Here is a 25,069-nt window from a genome sequence, read left to right as displayed (position 1 = left end):
CAATTTGATCTTTTTTAATATTTCCTTAATGTATTGAGAATATTATTGTCAAAAAAAAGACAAAATGAATTATAAAGAGGATAAACCTGTGTTTAGTAAGCTAAAAACAAAAACTGATAAAGTAAATGAAAAAATTGCTGGGATTATACCTGCCACAGAAGTACAAGACATCCGCTCTCTGCCAAATTTTGATGAAATTTTGAGTCAAAACCCGAATCGTGAGAAAGTTCAAGGTTATTATGCTGTGATTCCATTATCCCTATATGAAACATTTGTTCCCAATGGTCCTAAATTTCCCGACCGCTATGGTAATAGTTATACTGGTGGGCAATTCGATGCGCCATTATTCACATTAAAAGAATGGCGTGACAACTGGACACAAGGTCACCCTGGTAGTGCTATACCCGATTTATTAGTCAATGCGAATTGGTTTAATGTATGGACAACTGGTGTTCCTAATGAAGGTGAAAAAATCAACCCTAGAACGCAACCACGCACCTATATTGCTGGATTATCAGTAAGCGGTGGTGAACTGGTTTCCACCCATAAGGTACTTGATCAGAATAATGTTGGGTTAGATACCATCGTTTTTGATACTGGAAATAAAACAGCATCTATCATCTCACATCAGGATATTGATGATACGTTACAAACAAATCCCAATTTTTATGAGGATAAAAATGCCGTATCTGGATTTATTATTCTAAGGGATGAAACGAAATTAAAAACACCCGATTTAAATAATAACCATGCAAATCGATTGCCACGTACCGGTGTTGGCTACAAAAATAATGGCACTCAAGTTGTTATTATGGTCATTCATAATCCTGATCGGAATTGTGGTGTTACTGCAGAAGAGTTTGCGGATTTATTTGCAGCACTCGGCTGTACTGATGCCATCAATTTGGATAATAGTGGATCTGTAGAGTTTTACTACCACGGATTAAGTGCGTTTGGTAAAAAAACAGTCACTGTGCAAACAAAAACCTGTGATGCTGGAGCTGCAACGGAGCGACCAAAGCCTAATTGCTTGGGCTTTAAAAATGTAGGTCGGCATACCTTATTTGCCAAGGATGACTCAGATATCCCCAGTAAGAAATGGAGTTTTGATGAAAAACCATCAGCCAAAACAGATGATGACGTAACCTATACTTATTATATTAAACGCTAACTTAAGGTCGATGAAAACTGTAAGATGCAATTTGCGTTTTCTCATCCATAGAAATTGCCTCAGATGAGGATGCATCCGAGGCAATTTTTACTGCCAACTCAATGGGAAATTTAGTCTGACTAAAAAAACCAGTACCATCTCGATATGCTTGAGCAAGCATATGAGATACATATTGTATTTTAAGACGTTCGGCGAAATAGGGACATAGTACTGCGATATGAAACTTTGAAGCAGTGTCATGTATGCGTCTATCATTGATATAAAGTGTGCAATCGTCGGTATTAGAAGCAACAAGCCTTGTTTTATCTAAATTAAGCAGATAAATAAAGTTATCTTTAGATTTAATCGTCGAAAAAGTAACGGCTAACTGCTGATTTTTTGACAAAAAAGCCGGGAGATAAACACTATTTTCATGAAGGATTATTGAATCGGTTTCTTTATTTAAACCGGATCGATGCAAAAATATATCGCGCATTTCCTGATCAGGAAACTCAATTGCCAATGATTTATTTTTGTCCCTAACACACTCTGATAATTTGATTACTGGACCAATTGCTCCCTGAATAAAGTGACTCAACCGCTTGTATAACACATGATCACCAGAACAATAACCCTCAATAATCCGGGTAAACCAAGTAGAGCCATAATTATTTTCAGTCAGTGATGTGCGAAGTTGTTCGTAGAGATCATTAAGTAACTTTTGATGGGCTGTATTCAGCTCTGATGTTACGGAATCTGATAATGCTGTTTGTGCACTAGCAATTTGACGCACAATGTTTAGAACAGGGCGAATACGCGAATTTGCCGATTTATGTGGTAAACGATGTAACAAAGCGAAGAGATCTGGTTCGTAAGTAGTTATCCAACTTTTAGAATAAAGTTTTGTATCATCCATTAGATTTCTTATCACTTTAAAAGAATAGGATAACTCTATCAAAACCAATCTAATTATGTCTAATACTTTCCATTGTGCGATTTTATTTATCACATTTATTTGAAATACCATGTAACAATTCATCGCTAGATTGAGTCAAACTGTCCTGATTTTCGAGTACCGGAGCACAGAAAATCAGGACAGTTTGGTCAAGACAGTAGAAAGGTAAACAGCCTCTAATAATCCTGCATAAAATTTACCATATAACCGGTCGGGTACTTATTTGACGCTTGATCCCCCTTTATACTGGCTCAAAAGGTAACAACTACCTCCGATCAAAATGACTCCTCCGGCAAATAAAGAAAATTTAGCTAAAGGACTCCAGCCCTTTTCAGATGAAGGTTTGTCCATCTTCTTACTGGGGAGATCTTCAATATCCTCATCACCTTCTTGGAAGTCGAGCGCTTTACTGAGCAATTTGTTGAATTCGACTTTTTGGTGTTCATCATGACACTCATCCAATGAAATACCAAAAATACTCTCCGGTTTTGCCTTTCTCAACCGTATTACTATGCTTAAGCTTAATTCATATTCATCCTCTACAGAATGAATGGGTAACCCCGTCTCCTCTTCGCTTAATTCTAACCCAAAGTGCTTTTCCTTGTTAGAAATACAAATTCCTGTTGGACTTGGCGCGTGGGAAACTTGCAGGCTTCGCGGGATTGTTTTAAAAAAATCACAGGAATCTTCTTCGCTCAACACAAACGAGACTACATTTTCAAAAAAATTAGTCCCGCCTTGAGAAATTGTCGAAGATAACATAACACCGCATTGGGGATGAAGCAGGTTAGAAAAGTCATTTGCATAAGATGCGCTAAAGCAACTTCCAAAAATGATGCTATTGACCACAACGTCCCTTTTTGTGAAGCAATTATGAAGTTCCTCAACATGTTGTGTCTTCAGAGCAGATAACATGCCATTCCATTTATGCTTAGGCCATCCATGCCCTCCACCAATATAGAGTATGTGTAACTGTTGCTCTTGGCTTAATTCTCTTTCCAAATTTTCTTTAACATACTGACTCTCTTTACGTCCACATGAATCCTCATCTGCCTTATTCGAATAAATAATCAGTGACACATTTTGCTCTTTGGCTTTTTTATTTAAATACCTGCGAATGTTTTTGATTTTCTGATTTTCCAGGTCACTTTTGGGGCTATCAAGATTTGCTCTAAGTAGATCACCCATTTCGTGAAGAGGACTTGGATGCGAGAAACATTTGGATTTCAGTTTTGGCCACACTTGATAATTGAGCGTGTCTACTGTTTGATGATTTAAATGGCTTTTTAGCTCATCTAATTTTACCCCGCAAAGAAAGCTCTTTCGCGCTTCGTCCTCGGTAATTTTTGAAATTTCTTTTTCAAAACGACTTCCATCGGGTTGTTTCGTAACAAGATACCATTTGTTTCCATCATGTTCATCACACACCAGCCGTATTTCATTTTTTTCTGCAGGTACATCCTCAACGACACATCTCTCAAAACCTGGCTTCACAGTAAACTTCATAATGGAAGTACTTGTTTCATTACGCTCATAATAGATTTTCGCAAGCTCAAGAAATTGTTTCACTCCCGCAGGTGCTTTTGCAATCTCTGAATCAAAATCCATCTCTTTCGTAATTCCCGCTAATATCAAAATATTTAAAATATCCTTATCTTCTAAAGTCGCTGTATTTAACAAAAATAAATTACTCATACCCCTATTGCCCTCTATATTTTTTTATCTATTTATTTAAAAAAACATAGGTTAACAAAAAAACATTAAGAATTTATTAAACACAACAAGGATTTAAATTATCCATTAAAATAGGAGTACAACCTGGAATGTAGCGAGAAATTAAAAATAAAATGAAGCATGTGCGCTCGTTCTAGATCCGCAGTTCACACATTGATTGTCGTGAATTTACTTAACACCAAATTCGAAGCGTTAATCCCAGCACCATAAAGGTTTTAAGGTCTGCTGATGAGCATGATATTGTTCAAGCATTGTTTGGACACTGCCGTATTTTTTTACTTTTTGTTGTTGCCAAATCGCACCAGACAATCCTTGTTTAAGGCGTTGGTTTAAGATTTCATCCAAATAAAATGCAATCTCCGCAGTAGACAACCCCAAAGAGAACAAACCTAATTTTGCTTTGGGCAGCAGCTCTAAATGAAGCAGATCAAAAATTTTTACGGATCGAGTATTTTCCCATACGATTTCCGTCTGTAGACCGAAACGAGCTGCTTGATAGAAATTATTTCTTATGTGTTGAAAGTCTATTTTTTCTACCGGGTTAAAATCATGTAATTGCCAATAAGCAAGAATACCAACATAAAAGCCCAACTGTGCCGCGATATCGCTTGGCGATGTCCCTGCACTTTGAACTCGATGTTCCAACCGGATATGATACGCTCCTGATTGATCACACGTACCAACTACAGGCCGGTTCCAACGCCAAATCGTACCATTATGTTGTTTTAAGTGGTGGAACAGGTCTGCCTTTTCCAAATTGACTGTAGGTACTAAGGAAGAAAACTTAAGATTACTTTGAAATAACTCCGTAATGGAGTTTCGTACGTATTCATGTCCAAAGAGCACTCTGTCTTCTCGATTTATCCAACAATTTGGCGGAAGCTGTTCTGAAACAGTTTGCTGTACCCATGGAATACGTGTGTCCTGCCATAACGATTTACTATTAAAATAAGGCGCATTGGCAGCTAATGCAACCATAGGAGCGGCTAGTAATTGGGCGCGATTATAAGTACGAACCATTTGATGTTGCGGGACTTTTAAATGAAATTGCGTCGACGTGGTTGCCGCCTCAAGACAAATATCCTCAGCGGTCAGCTCTATTATTTCTTCTCCCTCGATTTTGATTGACCAAGGCTGAAAATCTCGTTGTTTCAATAACAATTCATTCAGTACATGATGGCGTAGATTGTTCGTCAATAAATGACGCTTAAAATGGTTTGGGGATAAATGAGGCAACATGCCTATGGTGATGATTTGAGTATTATTTTGACTTGCCCAATCGTTACATAGTTGATAAAGAGTTGTTAAATTTTTATCGAACTGAGTAAGAAAACCAGCTTGGACGTTAATCGGATTAAGGTTAATTTCAAAAACATCTTGGGTAATTTCTTCAGATAACTCAGGCTGATTTAATTCAGCTATCATTTTAGGTGCCAAGGGTTGAGGCATTAAAGTACGATCAATAAACCATCCTTCTAATTCCAAGCCAATTTGCCATTGCGGCTCTTCGCACAGCAAACCTTGGCTTTCAATTTCCTTTAAATACTGGGTTTCTTTATAGAGTAAATGTTCAAATAAATCTATATCATTTTGTTGCATTCCATCTCCTTTTCTATCGTGAATGCACCCCGTATACGCAACAATTGACGCATAAAGTTTAATTTAGGAATTATCTTTAGTCGGCCGTGCAACCAACAGCTGTTATTCAATATCACAACTTGCCCAGGAGGAAAAAAATCGACAAGTCGAGCGTCCGATTGTTCGAAACAATCCGATAGATGGTGTAAAAATAATGCCTGCTCTAATGATTGAGGTTGACAAAATTGATCGCTAAATCGTATACCAAGCATCCCGTTTTTTTCAAAAAAAATGGCCTGCTGAACTCCTGCATTTAATTGTTTACTTGCAGAGGCCTCAAATAAAAAAGGGGCCAACGCCAATGGATGGCTGAGAAAAGTATCAAGCGCCTCAAGGTCGTTTAAATGATGCAATGTCAATTCACCGCCATCAACATCGTGTTGTTTCGTTTTGATTAATACTACCCATTCCACTGGTTTTTTATAAAAAGTCCCATCAGTATGTAAACGAAGATCATGGTAAGGCTCTGACAAAAAAGAATCACCTTGTGTATTTGGACCTAAATTGATTGCTGCATAATAATGCTGGCTCATTTCATCAAAATAGGCGACACCAAGGGTGTAGGCAACCGCTGTAGCAAGTCGCAAATGATGAGAAAAATCATATTCTTCATAGGGATATGTGATAAAAACACCGCCAAACTCATGCGATTGTACCGTGTGTACGAGCATGTTCACCGTGCTTTGCCCAAGAATTTCCTGTAATTTATGGGCAATAATAAAACGGCTATAAGGACGTTTTTCTAAAATAATAGGGTCAAAGTTATCGGTTTCCTTAAGGAAATACCCCCACAGCTCCCTATCAATTTCTATTCTTCGAATGCGTGCTAACGAACTTTAGTATGTATTCATAGCAACCTTATCCTATAAAAAACTCTAATTGATTAAGACATTGAAAAAAGTAATCTGCATCCGATAATGGATTATAAAGATGTGCTGATACCCTCAGTCCTGTTGACAGATCAGCAGCAAAATAAAGTGGGCCGCAACATTGTTGGCCATCGTTGACCGCAATATTGTATGTATCAGAAAGCATGCGGGTTAAATAGGACAAATCAACATGAGCTTTTTTAGGGCGCAAGGTAAAAATAGCCAAACTGTCCTTGCTTTTAGGAAAAGCGAGCGTCCACGAGCTGCATTCCAATCGTCGTAAAAAATACGTTGACCAAGCACTATGATGGTGCATGATTGCCTCAAACCCAACTTTTTGAACGTATTCAATCGCTTTTCCAAAGCCAATCACTGCTTCTATGGCTGGCGTTCCCGGCTCAAAACCCAAAGGGGGACGTTTAAAGAGTTTTTGGCTGTCGTTATAAACATTAACCATGCCACCCCCAAATCGCTTATGAGGTAAGTCAATCAATAGAGAATCGTGAATGTATAAGATACCGACACCGGATGGACCGAATAATTTATGAGCGGAAAAGACAAAAAAATCAACATCCAACTCCACCACATCTACCGGTCTATGACTAATAACTTGCGCGCCATCAATACAGGTCAATGCCTTATATTGCTTGGCAAGTGCAACAATTTCTTTTACCGGTTGTACATTGCCCGTGACATTAGAAGCATAGGCAATGGTTACTAATTTGACCTTGTTTTTTTTAAGTTGCATTTCCAATGCAGCTAAATCAATCACCCCATCATTTGATAAATCAATGGTTATCAACTGTGCGTACTCACTCCAGGGAATAAAGTTAGCGTGATGCTCTTGACGACAATTAATCACGATGTCTGTTTTTTTAAGTTCCAGTAACTCGGTAATATAGTGGATGCTGTCCGTTGTTCCTTTAGTAAAAATGATTTCATGTTTTTTTGCATTAATCAGTTGAGCGACCAAAGAGCGACTGTGCTCATACATCAGTGTAGCCCGCTCACTTTCCTTATAACTTCCCCTATGAACCGTAGCGCCACAATGAGTATAGTAATGGGTTATCGCATCAATTACAGTTTGCGGCTTTAATGTAGTTGCAGCATTATCCAAAAAAATATAAGGCTGGGTATCTAAGGACAAATTTTGAATAATAGGAAAATCATTCTGATAAGCATTCAATACTGCCCCTCCTTTTTTAACCAACAGAATTTTCCTGATCCGCTTGGGGAGATGCTTTGCCTGTGCTGAAAAGAACAGGGCTTACCTAATAATCGAACTAATTGTTCCTGTAACTGCCCAAAATCGGGCGGGAGCGGTTCATCATTGAACGTGGTATAAGCTAATTCTAATTTGTCTTTTCCCAATTCCTGCAGCTGATAGATAAGCATTGTCGGTGCTAAAACCGCTAAGAGATCATCAACAAAAGCATGCGGCACACATGTTCCAGCTGGTGTATCAATCATTTCTTTTTCGCGGCCACAAATTCTCTGAACCGACAACGGCGAATGGTCAGTACCAACTTGCACGCAATCCCCTGTGCGATAACGAACTAAAGGCATATAAGGATTTTTAACGCAGCTGACAATCAGACTGTATAAATTTTGGGTTGATTCTAAAGGTAAAAATTCAACCTCCGTCAATTCTGAGCACAGCACCAATTGGCCATGTTCCTTTTCCATGAGCAGATACCCTAATTCCGTACTTCCATAGAGATTAATCACGGGAACGTTAAGCTTTTGTTCGATGTAGCGACGAATATTTGCCGTAGCCAACTCATAACCCAAAGTAACGGCCTGTGGTTTAACAAAATTTTTCTCTAATTGATATTTTTCTAATTGTTTTAAAAAGAGCGCCAGATAATAAGGATCGGCATCTAAAAAGTAATCGTTCTCATCTGCTATTTCACGGAGCATGCGTTCGATATCACCTTCACTCCAGGCTTGCGGATCAGGTGTCAAATTAATATATAAAGTTCTTCCAATAAATCGTTTGTCTACACCGTGATCCGCCTTAAAACAAACCGTTTGCGAGCACACGGTGGTGGTCAGTGCGATTCGAGTCAGTGATCTATCCCAGCATTTTTTAAGAAGGGTGTGTTGATTAAATGTTTTATTTAATTGATCCTGACGCCAATTGGAGGGACGCATAATTTGCATACGTTCTGAAGTGGTTCCAGAAGAAGCAACCCACTCTACATCACCTTTCCCCAGCGCATTTTCTATCTCTGGAGTGAGCCAATTATGCGGGAAATTAGCGACGATGGCAGACTTTTCGAGAATGGGCAAAAAATCATCTTGCCACAAGGTCGCATATAGGGGTATGTTTTTATAGAGATCATAGTTCATATAATTAATGACTACCGCATTAATACAAACAACCGCATTGTAAAAACATGTAGACTCATGTTGCCTGTTAAAGAACTAAGATGTCAAGAGCCAGCACTTTTACGCTGCCCAGGAACATAGTCTTCAATTAGGGTAAAGTCTGCCAGTTTAGAAACGATGACTTCTGAATTAATAAGCGGTGAATTTAAATATTTGCGGAGCAAATAGATCGTTTGGGACACTAAGCGATGAGAAGACATCACCGAAAGATGACCGTGGCGATCTAAAATGCTAAGTGAGTTTGGATACTTATCAACATATTCCTTAATATACCCGGATTCTCCTGGAACAATTGCATCTTCTGTTGCAATGAAAAAATGATAGGCGCTTGATGAATTTTCCATTATTTTTCTTTTAAGCCGTATCAGAAATTCACTATCAACTCCCATTTCCCTTATTGAATCAGAAAACCAGGACAAGGGTTTCATGGCAAGATAAGAACCATTAAACGGTGTCCCCACGGTAATAATCAAAAGTACTTCAATCCCTGCTAATTTGGCCAAAAACTCTGCGAAATATGAGGCAACTAAACCGCCACGCGAATGAGCAATTAAAATAACGCGTCGATGATGATTTGCTTTTATTTTATCCCTAAGTTGTTCCGCAAAAAACTCGATACTTTTTCCCTGATATCGTTGTCCAAAAGAAAGTAAATTTAAGGAAGAAATATCCTTAGGAAGTCCAGCCTGAATCAAGCGTTCGGCAACACGTTGAAACGCTGAAGATTGATCCGCTGTACCATGAATAAAATAAACTGCAGTCCCTGATTCTTGATTTGGCTCATTCGTGTAGAAAGAATTCTGATAGGTTTGATCCCCGGCGGGTGACATAAGCCAATAATAAGTATGAGCAAACATTCCTGTGGTGGAAATGGGTTGTTTTGTCTTTGCCGTATTGAAGATCCGCTCCCACATAGTTAACTCCCTTTTCTTTAGCAAATTTCATAGAACATGCTCTGACGCAAAAATGGAATAATATAAACTTATTGATATTTAATAATACGGATAACTATAAAATTAGTCTTTTTAAGCTAAACACGAAACATGAAATAATGCAACTCATTCAATCCGCACCGCGCTTTATGCTTGAAAGATCCTCAAAATTGTCATCTCTGCGTAGGAGCAAGGATGACAACCTTTTGCCCATTCCCCTAAAAAGGCCAGCAGCATCGTGTCGATTCTGTCTCCTCATAAACTTTGTATTCAGGATATTGACTGGTGTCTTGCCATGGAGAATCTTCTATTACTGATAATTCATCCAATAAAAAGGAGGCAAGGGAGTGTTGGTTAAAATGTGTTTTTTTGTTTTGCAAAAAGCCATTAATAATTATTTGGATATCTTCTAAAGAGGGATTTTTTTGTAAACTTCGCTGGAGATCATATGCACGATCTCGGCCGGATTGCCAATGTCTAAACCAAGTAAACCAGCCATTAGCTCCACGATGTTTATTTCCTTTTTCTGACCAATCCAGATAATTGGCGAGGGCAGTAAGAGCAGATTTTCGGATTATATTTCTTTGGAGTTCCTCCGAGTCATTCAAGCCTGGCGCTTCTACTTTAAGATGCGAAGTTTTATCATTCGATTCGCTTCCATCCTGAAAAGCGGTTATTTTAGTATCTACATCGGCAAGTGCTATAACTTCATCCTCTTTTTTTACAGTCGAATGCGTTGCATTTTCCTCTATTGGTAATTGAGTATCAGTCGTTGTATTGAATGAAGCATACTGCTCATGACGGGTTTCTATAGGGTGAACGATAGTGCTTGTCTCTTTATCTTCTGCTATTTGAAAAGATTCCTTTACTCCTGCGACAATTTTATCAATTCCATTCTTGTAAATATAAACCGCTCCTGCTACGTGATTTTCAGAAACGACTACCCCTGGTTTGAGACTTCCCTCACAAGTCGAGCGGCCAAAACAATAATTAATTATGGCTTCAATTAAATCAATCTTTCTGACGTTAAAATATCGCCCCCCGTTTGCCTCAGCATAAGGAACTAAAATACTCCATTGTAAATAATCATAGGGCTCTGCACTGATTACAGATAATTCATCCTCCATCTGATTCAAACAGACTTTTATCTCACTTAGTTCAAAACTTAATAAATCACCATCATCATTTTTAAATTGAAATGGTAGATCAACTATTTCGATGTGATGCATAAATTCTTGCAATTGTTTCATAATGATTTTTTTTGCTTCTACTGCATTACTCATTTATACCCCTTAAAGCTTTATAAACATGATTTAGTTTGGTGATTTAAGCTCTTTTTTGCCTACTCATCGTGCTTTATGCCTGAACGATCCCCATATTCTGTCATCCCTGCGCAGGCACACTACTGTCCGGTAAAAGCAAAGGAATAGTTGCACGTCCTTGATAAAACACCAAGAATGGTGTCCTAAATCCCTATTTAGATCAAAGATGTACTGTGAAAGATAGCGTTTTTCAAGAACCATTAAAATCTAATTTTTTTGTAGACTCCTCAGCATTCATCTAGGCACATTACCTATTGCAGGAGAGCAAAATTTTTACCGGACAGTAGTGTGCGCAGGCAGGGATCCATCCATCAAAATAGTTCATAACTCAAAGTAATCCACTGCGCGTTGTTCACTCAATTAAGTTAATTTTTCATGTGACCGCTTAGTTTTTCTAGATGGAGGGCAAGAATACCTATTAAGGCTTAGGATGTACATTGTAAATGGCTCCCTGCCTCGCAGGGATAACAATGTATGCATAAATTGACGCCATAACACAGTCGTTTCATATTGTTAACTTGAATCGTGCTACGGACTGCGTATTTTCAAAGCAAAGAAACTATTTTTTTGAACGTTTGTTTGAAGATTACATATCCAGCAATAATCTAAAATAACGAGTATAATTAATAAATATTCATTGAAACAAGGATGTTTTTATGTATGAAGATCTGACTGTTCCTTATCAAGCGTCCAAAGATGTTGCTTCGTTACAGCTGGGAGGCATTCTTGCTGAGGATAAGGTGTTAGAAAATGCACCCGTTAATCTCGTACTCAAATCATTTAACCGCCATGGATTGATTGCTGGAGCTACGGGGAGTGGGAAAACAAAAACCATACAAGTGCTTGCTGAGCAATTGTCCTTAGCTGGAGTTCCTTGCCTGGTGATGGATATTAAAGGCGATGTCTCTGGTTTGGCAATGCCTGGAGAAACCAATCCGGGTATTGAGAAGCGGTGTAAATCCTTACACTTATCCTTTACTCCTCGCGGTTTCCCCGTAGAGTTATATACCCTAAGCAGCGTTCCAGGAGTTCCTTTACGTGCAACTATTTCTGATTTTGGTGCCTTACTCTTTTCGAGGATGTTAGAGATCAACGAAACTCAGGCTGGGGTGGTCACGATTCTTTTTGAATATGCTAAAGACAATGCGATGCCGCTCATTGACCTGCAGGATTTTAAAGCGTTGTTGCAATACGTACAAAGTAAAGAAGGTAATGCAGAAATAGAGTCGCAATATGGCGGTGTTGCTGCAGCTTCTATTGGTTCCATTATGCGTAAAATTGTTGAACTGGAATCACAAGGTGGCGAAGATTTTTTTGGTGAACCTGCATTTAAAGTTGACGATTTATTACAATATAACGGAAACGGTCAAGGAATTATCTCCATTATTCGTTTAATGGACATGCAGGATCGACCCCAGTTGTTTTCTACATTTATGTTAAAGTTACTTACCGATATTTATCGTCAACTCCCTGAGTTAGGCGATCCCGATAAGCCAAAATTAGTTTTATTTATTGACGAAGCACATTTGATTTTCAAAAATGCCAGTAAAGCCTTACTAAGCACATTAGACACCATTGTTAAATTAATTCGCTCTAAAGGCGTAGGTATAATTTTTTGCACGCAAACACCTAACGATATTCCCGAGGCTGTTTTAGGACAACTCGGATTGAAAATTCAGCATGCTCTGCGTGCATTTACAGCAAAAGATCGACAAGCCATGAAATTAGTCGCACAAAACTTTCCTCCATCAACCCATTATGATACAGAAAACATGTTAACTTCTTTAGGTATTGGTGAGGCACTTTTGAGCGCTCTTGACGCAGAAGGAGAACCCACTCCGTTAATTCACTGCTTAGTGAGACCGCCAGAATCAAGAATGGGCGTATTAACTGAGACCGAAGTCCAGCAGATACTTAACAAATCTCATTTATATCAACGCTATTCTCGTCGGGAAAATCCACCCTCTGCTGCCGAAATGCTTGCAGCAAAAAAACAAGGCACAACTGCGGACGCTCCCGAAGCTTCACAAGAAAAAGCCACTCCATCCGAACCGTCTATATTCGTAACAATGAGTAAAAATACTCTAGTAAGACAAGTCGTTCGGGATTTTTTCCGTTGGTTATTAAAGAGTTTAACAAGCCGTAAACGCTAGACTAAGGTTGATTTGAAACAAAATAAAGCCATGTAATGGACATTTGATTCCTTAGCTGCCTTATAATCTAGGTCGTACTGTACTGGTTGTTGCAACTGTCTCTTAGTCGCAAGTTAAAAGTCTTGACGAAAAGTCATATTTGAGTGCAGATTGGGTGAATATGTAGAAGATTCCGTTGCTTGCTACCAAGATTATGACCTAATCTCCTAATTTTATTTCTTCCTTTACGCGTCACTTATTATCCAATTTGTTCTAAAAAAAATTTCCTTAACTTAAATTTGCAAAAAATGTATCATCAATGAAAATTTAAAAAGAACCCTTTAAGAGAATACGATGTCACTAGCAAAAATATATGCAGAAATTCATGAGGATTTCGAACAAAGAGTAAAAGAAACAACCAAAAAAGCAAAAAAAATTCTATCTAAATATCCTTATGACTTCGATAAGGGACTATTACGCGTTGCTGTTCGGCATATACTCATAAACAATAATATAGATGCCTATGACAAAGTTTCAGAATCCAGATTATCAGAAATACTTAATGAGAAAACGCTTTTTAATGCGATTCTTGCTTACTATTTTTCTGTGCTTGATGAGCAACTCTTTCGACAGTCAAATTGGCTTCATAACAATGATGTACCCACAAAAATGGATTACATTAATTTACGTAGAAAATTTATAGGGGATTTGTATAATATTCTTGGCAAAAAATTTGAGGGACATTCTGTTGAGGAGGCAATTCGATTTAAGTTAAAACAAGTCAAAGAATTAAGTGAAGTAATAACAAAAACTGATATAGAAAATCTTAAAGATCATCAAACACTAAGCATCATGGAAGTGATTTCCAGCTTATTAAAATTATTTTGTATGGCCATCTTTTATCCGCTTTATCACGATCCCATAATTTCAAATAAATGCAATATGGGAAATGCATTCGCTACCCTTTGGTCAGGAAAATCATTAAATACGATTCACATGGAACATTTACAAGCCCAATTAGAACAACTGGAACAAACATGTAAAATAGTTAGTGAGGCTTTAGCGATTTCGCCCGATGAACACATTGAAAATACCAGGTCTTAATAAATGAACTCGTAACTCAAGACCCTTACACTCGCTAATAACCTTATTTTATATTGGGTGCTGTCTATGCCTGCGTTGAAAGCAAGAAGATGGAGCAAATCCAACTTTCTTGCTTTATTTCTTACTTCGGATTCAATATAGAAAAATAAGAGGTATTCGCTATATGATGTTCCGTAGCCCGATCTAGATGATGCTCACTTGTATACCGAGCAATTTTCATCATTGCTTCATTTTGTACAGCAGCCATTTTTCGATGTGTCGTTTTTTCGAAAGATTGGATTTTTTCTGGTTCTAACTTAGGAAAGAAAAGTCCTCGTCGCTGTCCTGATGCCAAGAGTTGTGCAGCTGTTCTGATTGCTACAAAATCCTTAGCACCTGCATCCATCATCTTAGGTAACGAAGCCGAGCAAGGAGTTCCCCCTAAATTCTCTGCTAAGTCTATAGAATTAATCGGATCGCTGATTATGCTATCAAAATTTAATTGATCCAATTGGTTACTATTCGCTAAACATTGTGCAGCACTAGCCAGCGTTTTAACATATTTCAACTTGGGTATTAACTTATGAAAATTATATATATCTAAGAGATTCACTGCCTTCATTATTTCGCATAATTTAAGCAAAGAGCCATCTGTTAATTCAGCTTTACACACTGCGGTAACAACCGCATCAGTAGACAGTTGAACTCTTCCGTTACCCGTTCCTTGTTTATTATTTGAATTATGTATCAGCGAATTTTCTTTTAAGTACTCAATAACCTTCGCTACCTTGTCGGCACTTTGAGGGTATTGATCTAATCCATCATAGGCTGCGTTAACAGCACAGTTGAGGTAACTCAATTGAATCATGGCCTGTGCTAATCCAATAGCATGCTCAGGATGAGAGCAAATCACATCTGTTGTCTGATTATTGAAAAGCTTCGCCTTTTTAAGCGCGACTATCGCTTCAGCAACTCGATCAGGATATTGAGTGGCAAAAGCTAGATTTAATGCATCCTCTTCCAAACCCTCTTGATTTAAGATAGCCACCGCATTGACTAATGCGATACTCTCATTGGAGCGGACAAATAGTGTTTCTAAAATCAAGGGAAGTAACTCAGGATTGATGACCATTTCTTTAAGCTTATCCGTAGCACACTTTATAGCGAATCCATTTCGATCCGCACTTAAAATATAGTTCAAATAAGGCTGTAGGTCCCAACCTGCACTTTTAAAATTCTTGCTAATTTCATCGGTAAAGGAACACTTATCGAGGATGCCATCAACAGCAAACAACCTATTCAAGCTATCCTGCGTATCAGGAAGAAGCTCTAACACTTTATAAAAAGAATAGGGATTTTGTAGTTTCAGGATGTTGATCACATTATCACGAGTGCATAATTGCGGGTTAATCTTATACAACATTTCCAATACCCGTTTCCTGCCCAAAAGCTGCGTCACTTCGCTTAATAGCAGCGGAACCACATCATCGGTATTTATGCCATAACCATTCAGAATGCTGAGTGCTTCAAAATAAAGAAAAGCATTCTCTGCACATGCAAACTTCTCAAAATATTTGAACATCTCTACTAATCGTTCTGGTTCTGACATCATTTCTGCTGCATGCAGCACGATGCTCATCGTAGAAAAGGAAAGTTTTTTGCCGATAGAGGCTAACAATGGTGCTAACGCTTTACCGTGTTTATGATTTTTCTCCAAAAACGCAACATGTTCGGCGGTTAATTGTTTCTGATTACTTAAACTGTCTAATGCTTCATAACCCCCAAAATAACCAACAAGCTTCCTAAAGATAATGCTGCTCAATGAGTCTCCATCCCTATCCTGCTTACCAATCAGAATAGTAGCCAATTCTAAAAGTAACGATGGGGATAAGGTATCAATACCTTCAAGCTTGTTAGTACAAAACTTGCGAAACGCTTTAATATGCGACTCATCCATGAGCACCCTAAAATATCCTTTTTTTCGATCATACCGACTCATTTGCTTCTTTACAGTTTCTGCCTTCATCGACTAATCCTTTTGTTGTTACTCCTGTTTTACCCCTCGACATCATACTGCAGCAATAAATAAATAAACAGGCAAAATGCCTATTCTCATCAAAGATCAACAAAAAAGCTTAAAGGCCACAAAAATAAAAATTACTCATAGGAAAATTGTCTCTAGTGTACGCAACTACCCCTTATATTGATGCAATAAAAGATCATTTAATATACATAAAAACAATTTAATAATCACTTAATTATAATATTGTACAATTATGTGGTGCTCACATTTTTTAGGTCTACACCCATGAATAGCAAGGAACAAATACACGAATTGATTTCTATTGATGAAAAAAAATTAAGTGATTTTCAATCAGTAGCACCAAAATCGGAGGGCAAGAGATGGGGGTTTGTTGGCAAATACAGCAAGGGAGATGAAAGCACGTATGTAGTTAAACGTGAACTCGGCGGTTATGAGACTGCAATTACAAAAGCTGAAAATGACATGATCGTATTAGAATGTCTGAGCGCTACTTTAATAAAACTGATTTTAGGTGATACTTTTGCAGCAGAAACATTTCCCATAAAACTTGATTGTGAGTCCTTTCCTCGTCATATAAAATCAGGTGAAGGGGGAGAATTAGTTACTGAAACATTTCCTATCGATCCTTTATCGAACTACGGATTAGCATCGAAAATACTGAGTGTTGCTGGTTATCAACGATCTAAAAAAGTAATTTCCAATGAAGAGGAATTGGTAGCATTATCCCTAGTAGTTCGCGTGCTTGGTATCACCGATGTGAAACAAGAGCATTTAATACCTCATTACAGGGAAGAAGGTCCTTGCTTAAAGAAACATACGGCCATTATTGATTGTGCTGCAGATTTAAATGGACATACCTTATCCTTAGATGCTCTCTTGGCCGGTAATAAAAAAATTCATCCTATTATACCCAAAGATTATGGAATCGTTTTAAAAATACTGAATCATATAATAGAGATTGAGTCTGATTTGATTCATGCTGTAGATCATTATAAACACATTCAAGTATCTGAATTGTGTGAAAATTCCATATTAAAAACCAAGTTACACCAGACTGTTTCTCATATAAAGGAGTGCATACCGCAATTAGAAATGATAATTCAATCTGCCATCTCAAATGGGGATTTAAAATTAGACCACTATGCTTACAGGGAGTTAGCTCGATTATTGGAAAAATTTCCTGAGAAATATCGATTCCAAATTTTAATTAGCAATTTAGATTTTTTTAAGAAAGAAGATGAAGAGGATCAAGAGGACATTTTAAAGCTTCTTCCAGAAGAAGCTCGTACAATTTTTAGAGAATGTATAAAAGGTGAAAATCAATCGACACCATCAATTACCACAAGTTATTATTCTTTTTTCAGCAATGACAAAAATGATAAAACATCGCCTTCCTTCAATCCATCGGCTAGTATCTGATATTCAAACTGAAATAATGACTCATTAAAATAATGAGTCATTATTATCCTCTTAAGAGCGGAAAATGTAACCAGACCTTAACCTAACTTTTAGAACTTTATGCCAAGCTGATTACCAGTACACCAATGAAAATTAAGAGTCCACCAATAATCACTGAAAAATTCACATGCGCTTGATTAAACAAAAACCAAGTAAAAATAATAGTAAATATGGGATAAGTTAATTCGACAATCCCTGCAATCGTAGCATTTTTAAGAGTAATGGATGCAGCAATGAAATAACTGGCGATGAGTACAATTGCAATCTCGGCTATTGTTAATAAAAGCAAACCAGAATCCGTGGATAATACCTCAACGTCTTTTTTCATCGTAGTAAAAAAAGAAATGCCGGTAAACAATATAGCCCCAATGGTCATTTCTAATGCCAATAAGGTAATGGGGGAAATGCTGTTTAATATTTTTTCTGCTAAAGCGTAATTAAATCCCCATAAGATGGCAGCAAAAATAGCAAAGGTGAACCACATGATTTACTCCCTAAAGACAAACTTTTTTTGATTTTTTTTATTTTGAACCAGAGCCAGCCTTACTAAGATCGAAGCTAGAGCTCAAAATAATCTGAATATTATAACATCAAATAGATAAAAAATCAATCACTTATCAAAAAATATAATGGGAATGGATCTTATGCGGTGTCCCTAATAAATCAGAAATGAGTTAAAATATTAACACCACTATAGAGGTAAATTGCAGGAAAATTATAATGAGTCATGCCTTAAAAATTAGATTTGCAACAGCATCCGATGCGCCCTTAATTTTACAATTTATTAAAGAATTAGCTGAATATGAGCGATTATTGCATGAGGTAGTCGCTACTGAAGACCAATTACTGAAGACTCTATTTGGTTCTAAGGCTTATGCTGAAGTCATTATTGGTTATCTTGAGGAAAAACCAGTGAGTTTTGCGTTATTTTTTCATAATTATTCAACATTCTTAGCAAAACCGGGTCTTTATTTGGAAGATTTATATGTTAAGCCCGAAGCACGCGGACAGGGGATAGGACAAATTATGCTGGCCTACTTAGCTAAGCTAGCGAAGGATAGAGGTTATGGGCGTTTTGAATGGTGGGTATTGGATTGGAATGAAACAGCCATTAAGTTTTATGAAAAGCTCGGTGCCAAACCAATGGACGAATGGACAGTACATCGAGTTAGCGGCCAGGCATTGGATGAATTGGCCGCCAGCTATACTGAATTGACACCGATGCAATGCTAACTTGAATATTTTATTCCATTCAAGTAAATTGCCTTAACTCATTGGCTAAAGGCTTAACACGAATTATGCATCAAATTATTCAGACACTTTTTTTTATTGGATTTTTTGTTATCGCATTCATTATAGCATTACCTTGTCAGCGTCTTTTTAATATAAGTGACGATCAAGATCATCGATATAAGCATTTAGATGGCGTAAGAGGGTTAGCTGCATTGGGTGTTGTAGCATGTCATGTGAATCATCATCTACTTGCTTATTTTGGTATCACTGGCATACCCCTAATTGGAAATCGCATAGGGTTTATTAGTGTGCAGTTATTTTTTGCTTTAACTGCCTTCTTATTTACTAAAAAAGCATTAGAAAATAAACTCGACCCCGCTTCTTTTTATATGGCAAGGGTAAGACGAATAGTCCCTCTTTATCTTTTTGTTGCCTCAATGACCATTCTTGTATGTTTTTACCTGTCCGTAAAAACATCGAATGACTTCTCTCTTCATTTTAAAGGAATTATCGATATATTTTCATATGGCTTTTTAGGTAATGGAGTACTCTCTTTTGGTAGTATCAATGCGTTGTCCTTTATTGGTATTGCATGGACTTTAAGTTATGAATGGAAATTTTATTTAGTCCTCCCCCCTTTATATTTTCTATATCGTCAGTCCACATTCATGGCGATTACAATCGTTTTATCCGTTCTTCTATTAGCTTTTCGTGATTTATACACTTTAGGCAATGCGTCATGGCCGTTTTTTATCATTGGAAGTTTGGGCGCATGGTTAATGTGTCATTATCCAAGCTTACAGGATTCAAAGATAAAACCCTTTTTAGGGACTATACCATTATTAGCGCTTCTCTTATCTCTCATAACACCCGGCGAATTCGATTTCAAACATTTTTTTCTAGCAGGTATTTTATTTCTCGGCATTCTCATCGCAAAACCTAAAATATTAACTTACAAGCCTTTACTCTTTCTTGGCCGGATAAGCTACAGTATTTATCTTCTTCAATACCTTGTAATATTCACCGTTCAGCAATTTACCTTAATGCATCCTGTCGCACTACTCACTCATCCAATACAAAAATTCATCAGTTGTTTTAGTATTGGTATCATATTAATTCCGGTAGCTACCCTTTCTTATAAGTTGATTGAATTGCCTGGGATAAAAGGGACTTTTTGGAGTCAATTTGCTTTCATAAAAAATTTAGTACGGAGAAGACATCGGTTACTCACCGAATAATTAAACATGGATCCCTGCCTGCGTAGGGATGATAGGTTTTTAGACATCACTGTAGACTAGAAAATGCCCAAGAAATCAATTAAAAAACCATCATTTTTTGGAATGAATTTTGAAGATGTATTTACTGAAGAAAACATATTTACACGTGATTTAAAGAAAAGTGCATTAACAACAAATCCCACTCCAATTCCTGAAATTGATTTAGTATACGTGCTCGCCGCAAGAACAACTGTTTTAAGTCAGATTGCCGATGTCGAGTTGATTCAACAAAATAAAAGAAAAGAAGAGGAATTCGATTGCGTAGATGACATTCATCGCCTGAAACTTGGCATTGAGATTGCAACCCAAGTATGTGCGCTGCGTGCCGGCAAAAAGCCCGGAGAATTAACTGAAAATGATTATGTCATTCCTATTTTTTATAATGGTAGAAAAATCCATAATGAAGACTTAAAAAAAGCCTTAAGAGATCCCCAACTACAGAAAAAATTAGGTCTGGAGCCACTTCCTTATTATCCTGCACGATTATTTACAATCGCCCCTCTTTATAATCCCAAGAAAAGTAATATGGGTCAAAATACCGTGGCACAAGCTCAATCGTTTCGCCATTACCTCGAACATCACGCTCATAAACACATTGCCGTTGTTTCCAGTGCCTTCCATTTGCCCCGCGTCGCAAGGACTTTTGGCCTGGACTCTCCTCAAATGGATGACGCTTTTATAGATCAGGAATTAGAATCCAACCTTTCTCATTCTCTGAGCGATATACAGTTGTACTTGTATGGTGTGCACAAAAATGAGGCTCGAAACGGCATAAAGCTGGATCTTATTGGGGAAAATAATGCCATGCAGAACTACTCTTCTGGTATTAATCCATCTATTTCCAGGTATCTTAGCAAGAATGTATTTTTTACGAATGAGGATATATTCTCATACAAAAGTTTGGCAAAAGCCATATTCTGGAGCAGACATACAAAGAGTGTCGCTCATCAAATCACTGCACCCGAAGAAAAAACTGAGCCGTGTAAGATAAGCTTATAGTTAGTTCCCCCAGGTAACATTCAATTCAGGTAAATTACTTACATCAAATCGTACATAAACTAAAGTATCCGTCACTGCACCGCTAACAGGCTTTACGCGATTTGATTTCATAATGGATTCGAGTTGATATCCTAAGCGCTCTGGAATTTTCTTACTCCGTTCATTATCAATATCGCAAGTAATCGTAATTCTTTTTACCTTTAATGCTTTAAAAGCATATTGGGTAATGGCATTTATTGCTTCCGTCATTAATCCCTGCCCCGCATATTTTTTGCGAACCCAATATCCAGTTTCTACACAGGGAACGTCCCAATTTATATCATGAAAACCCGTTGCACCAATGAAGTCATTCGTTTTTTTATCTAAAATTAATAACATGAGCTCAGGATCTTCCTTTTTTATAAATAGCCAATTTGCGGCTTCCCGTCTTACAATTTCTTCAGAGTCGTCTCGTGATGGTTTTTCATTTGCCCAAGGCATAAATTTATTTAATAAATCGAAACTCTCTAAAACTGCAGTATTTAACATGATACCATCACCTTTTTTTGGGAGGCCGCAATAGAAGTCTTGGCGTCTCAATCGGTATTGGTAAATCAATTAATGAAGGATTGATTTTTTTCATCTCAGAACTCACTCTTAGGAAATGATTTTGCTTTTCTTTTCTCTTTTTAACACGCTATTTAAACTTTGTTATACAGGGCCATTATGTTTAGAAAGTTAGAAAAAACTTTTGATTTACAAAACTTCTTTAATTTTTCATTAATTTTTAATCCCTCGTATCTAAATTCTAATAATTATGAGAATCAAAACGAAGCGGCTAATCCAGATAATAAATATTTTTCTCATGAATTCTATTGCGAAGAAGGTAGAATTTTTGAAACCTGCAGACAACCCTTATATTACCCCGGGATGGAAGGATATCAAGTACGCATAAGATTTCATCAAGAACAATATAAACATTTTAAAAATATGACTGTAGCGCATTATGCTACTTCTTATCTATATATTTCAAAAGAAGAATATCTTAATAATCAAGAAATCTACAAAGAATATTATCAGCACTTTTTAAATGTGCTTAAAAACAAAATAAATCAACACAATGAAGATGATTTTATTAACCAACAAATTAATAATATGATTCGCTTGATTGAAAGACCTTGTTTATTACACGTTCTTTATTTATTAAAAATTGGATACAAAACAACGGCAAGTAATGCTTATAACGTAGGGCATAAAGGCGTATGGTTTGAATCTAAAAATATCAATTTCTTCTTTTCACTCACAGGCGAGGTCTGGGAAAACATTCCCTTACCCACTTACGAGAATATAAATAGTAATCCTTATCAAAAACCCACTATGCTAACACCTGCTGAAGTTGCAGCCCTGGGGATAGATCCTTCCATTTTTGTAAACAACGCACCAGAGCATCATTCTACATTGGGAAAACTAACGGTGAGTGAAGTGAAAGAGGCCATCTTATACATTGAAAGCCAAATTCAATTGGACCCGGCAATTGGGTTAACACTTAAAAACTTTTAGAGGCCCATCAGAAATTAAAACGATTCATACCACCATCCGACCCTCCTACGTACCGCGACTTGTTCGCAGTACGTAGGCAGTGAGTCAGAAAGATTGAGGCTTTTTATAATAAATCCCCAGTTTTTTTGCCATCCATCCGTTATCTGGAAAAGTTGTTCCCGGTACTTCCCAAACGCCTGTTGCAAAAGCGCCTGCTCCCCACAAAATTGAAAATACATGAGCATCGACAGCTGCTTTTAATTGGTCGGAATTATTATGAGCCCAATTAAAGTTGTTTAAAGTCAAACACTGAATCGCGTTTTTGCCAGCACACAAACTATAACCATTAGGTAACCGGGCAATATCAACATTAATCCAGGAAGCAATATTGCTTAAATCCGATTGCAAGTTCGGGTCACCAAAAAAATACACCGGAGCAGAACCCTCTTCATGTGCTTCTAAAATAGGCTCATTCTGAGTGGGGATATGGGCTGCTGGGATTTGCCATAACATGGCAGGTATGTAATTTTTACCTGCTTGTTGTCCTAATCCCTCACTAATTTTTTGAGTCATCGTTAGAAAGTTCTGCCATGCAACATCATTATAAAACGTTGCCTGATTCGTGAGTAAACTGGGAAATTTACTACTGTAATCATCAGCCCCATAGCGATCAAAATAAATAAAATCAGGTTTGTATTTACCGGTAAATAATTCAAAGCTCTTTAAATCGGCCAGAACCTTATCAACATAGGGTTGTACCGCAGTTGGTCCCTGATGAATCCACCACCCCCCCTCTGGCGCTGCAGAAATATTTTCATGAACACCAAGGGCAACATGCGGCCCAAAGTATTTAGCCATCCAGTTTTGGGCTTGTAACCAACCATTAAAATTATCTGAGAAATCAGGAACGTTACTATTTGGAGTTGCCGCGGAACAAAGAGGCATCACATAATCATTAATACACGTGGAAAAAGCTTGCCCCGCAGTATAATTATCCGTTTTAGACTTTAACCATACCAATAAATCAGTTGGGGTACCACGGGCTATAACCGGTTTATTATCCCAGCCATAAGTACAATTAGGTGTGTTCAAGGCATTGTAATCCATTTTTTTAGTCATCATGCAATAAGCATTCGCAACCGCTTGACCGACTGGTATATTTAAAGACTGTACTGTTTCTACACGATTTGTATTTCCTAGGTAGCCAAGCATATCTGGGTTTAATAAGATGGTGCCATAGGTTCCTGTATTGCTGTATGCATTATCTTCCAACGTTTTAGACAAAAACATGAGATTAAAGAAATGTTTCGTGAGATCTTCTAAATGAGTCACGCTGTCTGTATTCCAGCCCCCGCTGAGTTGCCAGCCGTATTCAACTAACACAGGATTAACAGGGTGGCCAGTGTTCGTTTTTATATTTTTGGCCATGTTAATCATATTCCAAATTTTATAAGGGGTTTCTATTTTTCCAGGATCCCCGTCACCCCCCGCGCCATTATAGGTAAACACAGAGTCAATTCGAATATTAGTCGGTTCTTGCGGCGCTCCATTCGTTATAGTTCCCATAGCTAAGTAGTTTGGCCAACCCGACACTGTAGTTTTATTTTGAGTCTGACCATAAGAAGGACTTGAGGTGATCAAAAGCATCAAAAAATTAAGAACCATTTTTTTCATTGAATGTTTCCCCAATCTTTATTCATTAGAGAAAACAGCAGTTACAAAATATAATTTGTTGCTGATTTCACTGAAAATGAATTAATAATTAAAAAGATTCAAATTATACTATAATTGTTCATTTTGATCAAAAAATGATTTTTTTGAACTTATTATGGCTGATAACGTAGAATTTATTCCTCGCGTTTAAACTGTCTTCTGGTAAATCCGGGGTGCACGCAACTGAATCTTTTATCGCTGAAAACCGTCCAGCTCTATTCCAACGTCCCGCGGCTTGTCCTTGAGAGCTCCTCACAAAATTTAAACACGAAAACACATATTCTATGTCTTCTGTTATACCTAAAAAGACTGTCATCCCTGCGCAGGCACACTACTGTCCGGTAAAAATTTTACTCTCCTGCAATAGGTAATGTCCCTAAATTTTTTTTGTAGGCTCTTCAGCATTCATCTAGGCACATCACTTAATCTTGCTTCGATCTGCTCCCTCTCCCGCGCAAGGAATTTGAATAGTAAGATACTGTTTTTCGCGGGAAGAGGGTTGGGGAGAGGGGATGTCAAGAATCGGTTAATGTGTATAAGATGGCCTCAATAACCGACGCTGTTTGTTGTAGTACATCATTGTTCCAAAAACGCAGTACTTTGAACCCTTGAGCATTTAGC

21 protein-coding genes are annotated in these 25,069 nt (G+C 37.5%); 8 read left to right on the top strand and 13 right to left on the bottom strand.

The window, feature by feature from the left end:
* The first annotated feature begins 88 nt into the window (after positions 1–88).
* Positions 89–1,171 carry a phosphodiester glycosidase family protein gene (locus Lani_RS13510; RefSeq protein ID WP_040522777.1) on the top strand — a complete coding sequence of 361 codons (1,083 nt, stop codon included), beginning with the start codon at positions 89–91 and terminating at the stop codon, positions 1,169–1,171.
* A 1-nt stretch (position 1,172) separates the two neighbouring features.
* Here Lani_RS13510 and Lani_RS13505 read toward each other — a convergent pair whose 3' ends face one another.
* From Lani_RS13505 to Lani_RS13470, 8 genes are all read right to left on the bottom strand, one after another.
* The gene (locus Lani_RS13505; RefSeq protein ID WP_127908213.1) at positions 1,173–2,066 is read right to left on the bottom strand and encodes a hypothetical protein; all 894 of its coding nucleotides are present in this window, start codon (positions 2,064–2,066) and stop codon (positions 1,173–1,175) included.
* A 258-nt stretch (positions 2,067–2,324) separates the two neighbouring features.
* The gene (locus Lani_RS13500; protein ID WP_019234053.1) at positions 2,325–3,800 is read right to left on the bottom strand and encodes a hypothetical protein; all 1,476 of its coding nucleotides are present in this window, start codon (positions 3,798–3,800) and stop codon (positions 2,325–2,327) included.
* Positions 3,801–4,031: 231 nt separating this feature from the next.
* Positions 4,032–5,438 (bottom strand): glutamate-cysteine ligase family protein, encoded by a 1,407-nt coding sequence (locus Lani_RS13495; RefSeq protein ID WP_019234052.1) that lies wholly within the window; start codon positions 5,436–5,438, stop codon positions 4,032–4,034.
* Entirely contained in the window at positions 5,420–6,298 is an 879-nt protein-coding gene (locus Lani_RS13490) for a carbon starvation induced protein CsiD (RefSeq protein ID WP_081595175.1), read from the bottom strand. Before Lani_RS13490 ends, Lani_RS13495 begins: the two co-directional genes overlap by 19 nt.
* A 37-nt stretch (positions 6,299–6,335) precedes the next feature.
* Complete coding sequence (locus Lani_RS13485) at positions 6,336–7,532, bottom strand: aminotransferase class V-fold PLP-dependent enzyme (RefSeq protein ID WP_160163609.1); 1,197 nt, start codon at positions 7,530–7,532, stop codon at positions 6,336–6,338.
* Positions 7,529–8,698, bottom strand: a complete 1,170-nt coding sequence (locus tag Lani_RS13480) for a phenylacetate--CoA ligase family protein (RefSeq protein WP_019234049.1) — start codon at positions 8,696–8,698, stop codon at positions 7,529–7,531. The genes Lani_RS13485 and Lani_RS13480 overlap by 4 nt, the downstream gene beginning before the upstream one ends.
* A gap of 83 nt (positions 8,699–8,781) precedes the next feature.
* Entirely contained in the window at positions 8,782–9,651 is an 870-nt protein-coding gene (locus Lani_RS13475; protein WP_019234048.1) for an esterase/lipase family protein, read from the bottom strand.
* A 236-nt stretch (positions 9,652–9,887) separates the two neighbouring features.
* Entirely contained in the window at positions 9,888–10,952 is a 1,065-nt protein-coding gene (locus Lani_RS13470; RefSeq protein ID WP_019234047.1) for a hypothetical protein, read from the bottom strand.
* A gap of 695 nt (positions 10,953–11,647) precedes the next feature.
* On the opposite strand from Lani_RS13470, the gene Lani_RS13465 reads away from it, so the two are divergent.
* Both Lani_RS13465 and Lani_RS13460 read left to right on the top strand, forming a co-directional pair.
* A complete protein-coding gene (locus Lani_RS13465) occupies positions 11,648–13,144 on the top strand; it encodes a helicase HerA-like domain-containing protein (RefSeq protein ID WP_019234046.1) in 1,497 nt (498 codons plus the stop codon).
* A 333-nt stretch (positions 13,145–13,477) separates the two neighbouring features.
* Positions 13,478–14,227: a hypothetical protein gene (locus Lani_RS13460; protein WP_019234045.1), complete on the top strand. Its 750-nt coding sequence runs from the start codon at positions 13,478–13,480 to the stop codon at positions 14,225–14,227.
* Positions 14,228–14,348: 121 nt separating this feature from the next.
* Here the strand turns inward: Lani_RS13460 and Lani_RS13455 are convergent, their stop codons facing one another.
* Positions 14,349–16,232: a hypothetical protein gene (locus Lani_RS13455; protein ID WP_019234044.1), complete on the bottom strand. Its 1,884-nt coding sequence runs from the start codon at positions 16,230–16,232 to the stop codon at positions 14,349–14,351.
* 282 nt (positions 16,233–16,514) lie between these two features.
* Between Lani_RS13455 and Lani_RS13450 the strand changes: the two genes are divergently transcribed.
* A complete protein-coding gene (locus Lani_RS13450) occupies positions 16,515–17,669 on the top strand; it encodes a hypothetical protein (RefSeq protein WP_019234043.1) in 1,155 nt (384 codons plus the stop codon).
* A gap of 97 nt (positions 17,670–17,766) precedes the next feature.
* Here the strand turns inward: Lani_RS13450 and Lani_RS13445 are convergent, their stop codons facing one another.
* Complete coding sequence (locus Lani_RS13445) at positions 17,767–18,192, bottom strand: DMT family transporter (protein ID WP_019234042.1); 426 nt, start codon at positions 18,190–18,192, stop codon at positions 17,767–17,769.
* 236 nt (positions 18,193–18,428) lie between these two features.
* Between Lani_RS13445 and Lani_RS13440 the strand changes: the two genes are divergently transcribed.
* The 3 genes from Lani_RS13440 (at position 18,429) to Lani_RS13430 (ending at position 21,217) form a co-directional block, all read left to right on the top strand.
* Positions 18,429–18,941 carry a GNAT family N-acetyltransferase gene (locus Lani_RS13440; RefSeq protein WP_019234041.1) on the top strand — a complete coding sequence of 171 codons (513 nt, stop codon included), beginning with the start codon at positions 18,429–18,431 and terminating at the stop codon, positions 18,939–18,941.
* Between the two features lie 65 nt (positions 18,942–19,006).
* A complete protein-coding gene (locus tag Lani_RS13435; protein ID WP_019234040.1) occupies positions 19,007–20,179 on the top strand; it encodes an acyltransferase family protein in 1,173 nt (390 codons plus the stop codon).
* Positions 20,180–20,242: 63 nt separating this feature from the next.
* Complete coding sequence (locus Lani_RS13430) at positions 20,243–21,217, top strand: hypothetical protein (RefSeq protein WP_019234039.1); 975 nt, start codon at positions 20,243–20,245, stop codon at positions 21,215–21,217.
* Here Lani_RS13430 and Lani_RS13425 read toward each other — a convergent pair whose 3' ends face one another.
* A complete protein-coding gene (locus tag Lani_RS13425; protein WP_019234038.1) occupies positions 21,218–21,745 on the bottom strand; it encodes a GNAT family N-acetyltransferase in 528 nt (175 codons plus the stop codon).
* A 177-nt stretch (positions 21,746–21,922) separates the two neighbouring features.
* Between Lani_RS13425 and Lani_RS13420 the strand changes: the two genes are divergently transcribed.
* A complete protein-coding gene (locus Lani_RS13420) occupies positions 21,923–22,756 on the top strand; it encodes a hypothetical protein (RefSeq protein ID WP_019234037.1) in 834 nt (277 codons plus the stop codon).
* Positions 22,757–22,840: 84 nt separating this feature from the next.
* On the opposite strand, the gene Lani_RS13415 is transcribed toward Lani_RS13420, so the two are convergent.
* A complete protein-coding gene (locus Lani_RS13415) occupies positions 22,841–24,409 on the bottom strand; it encodes a hypothetical protein (protein ID WP_019234036.1) in 1,569 nt (522 codons plus the stop codon).
* Between the two features lie 554 nt (positions 24,410–24,963).
* On the bottom strand, positions 24,964–25,069 hold a 106-nt coding region (locus Lani_RS19805; protein ID WP_156415165.1), incomplete at its 5' end, for a DUF559 domain-containing protein.

Origin of the sequence: Legionella anisa, assembly GCF_001467525.1 — a bacterium.
Taxonomy (GTDB): domain Bacteria; phylum Pseudomonadota; class Gammaproteobacteria; order Legionellales; family Legionellaceae; genus Legionella; species Legionella anisa.
Note: the sequence above shows the minus strand (reverse complement) of the source record. Positions and strands in the feature narration are given on the sequence as shown.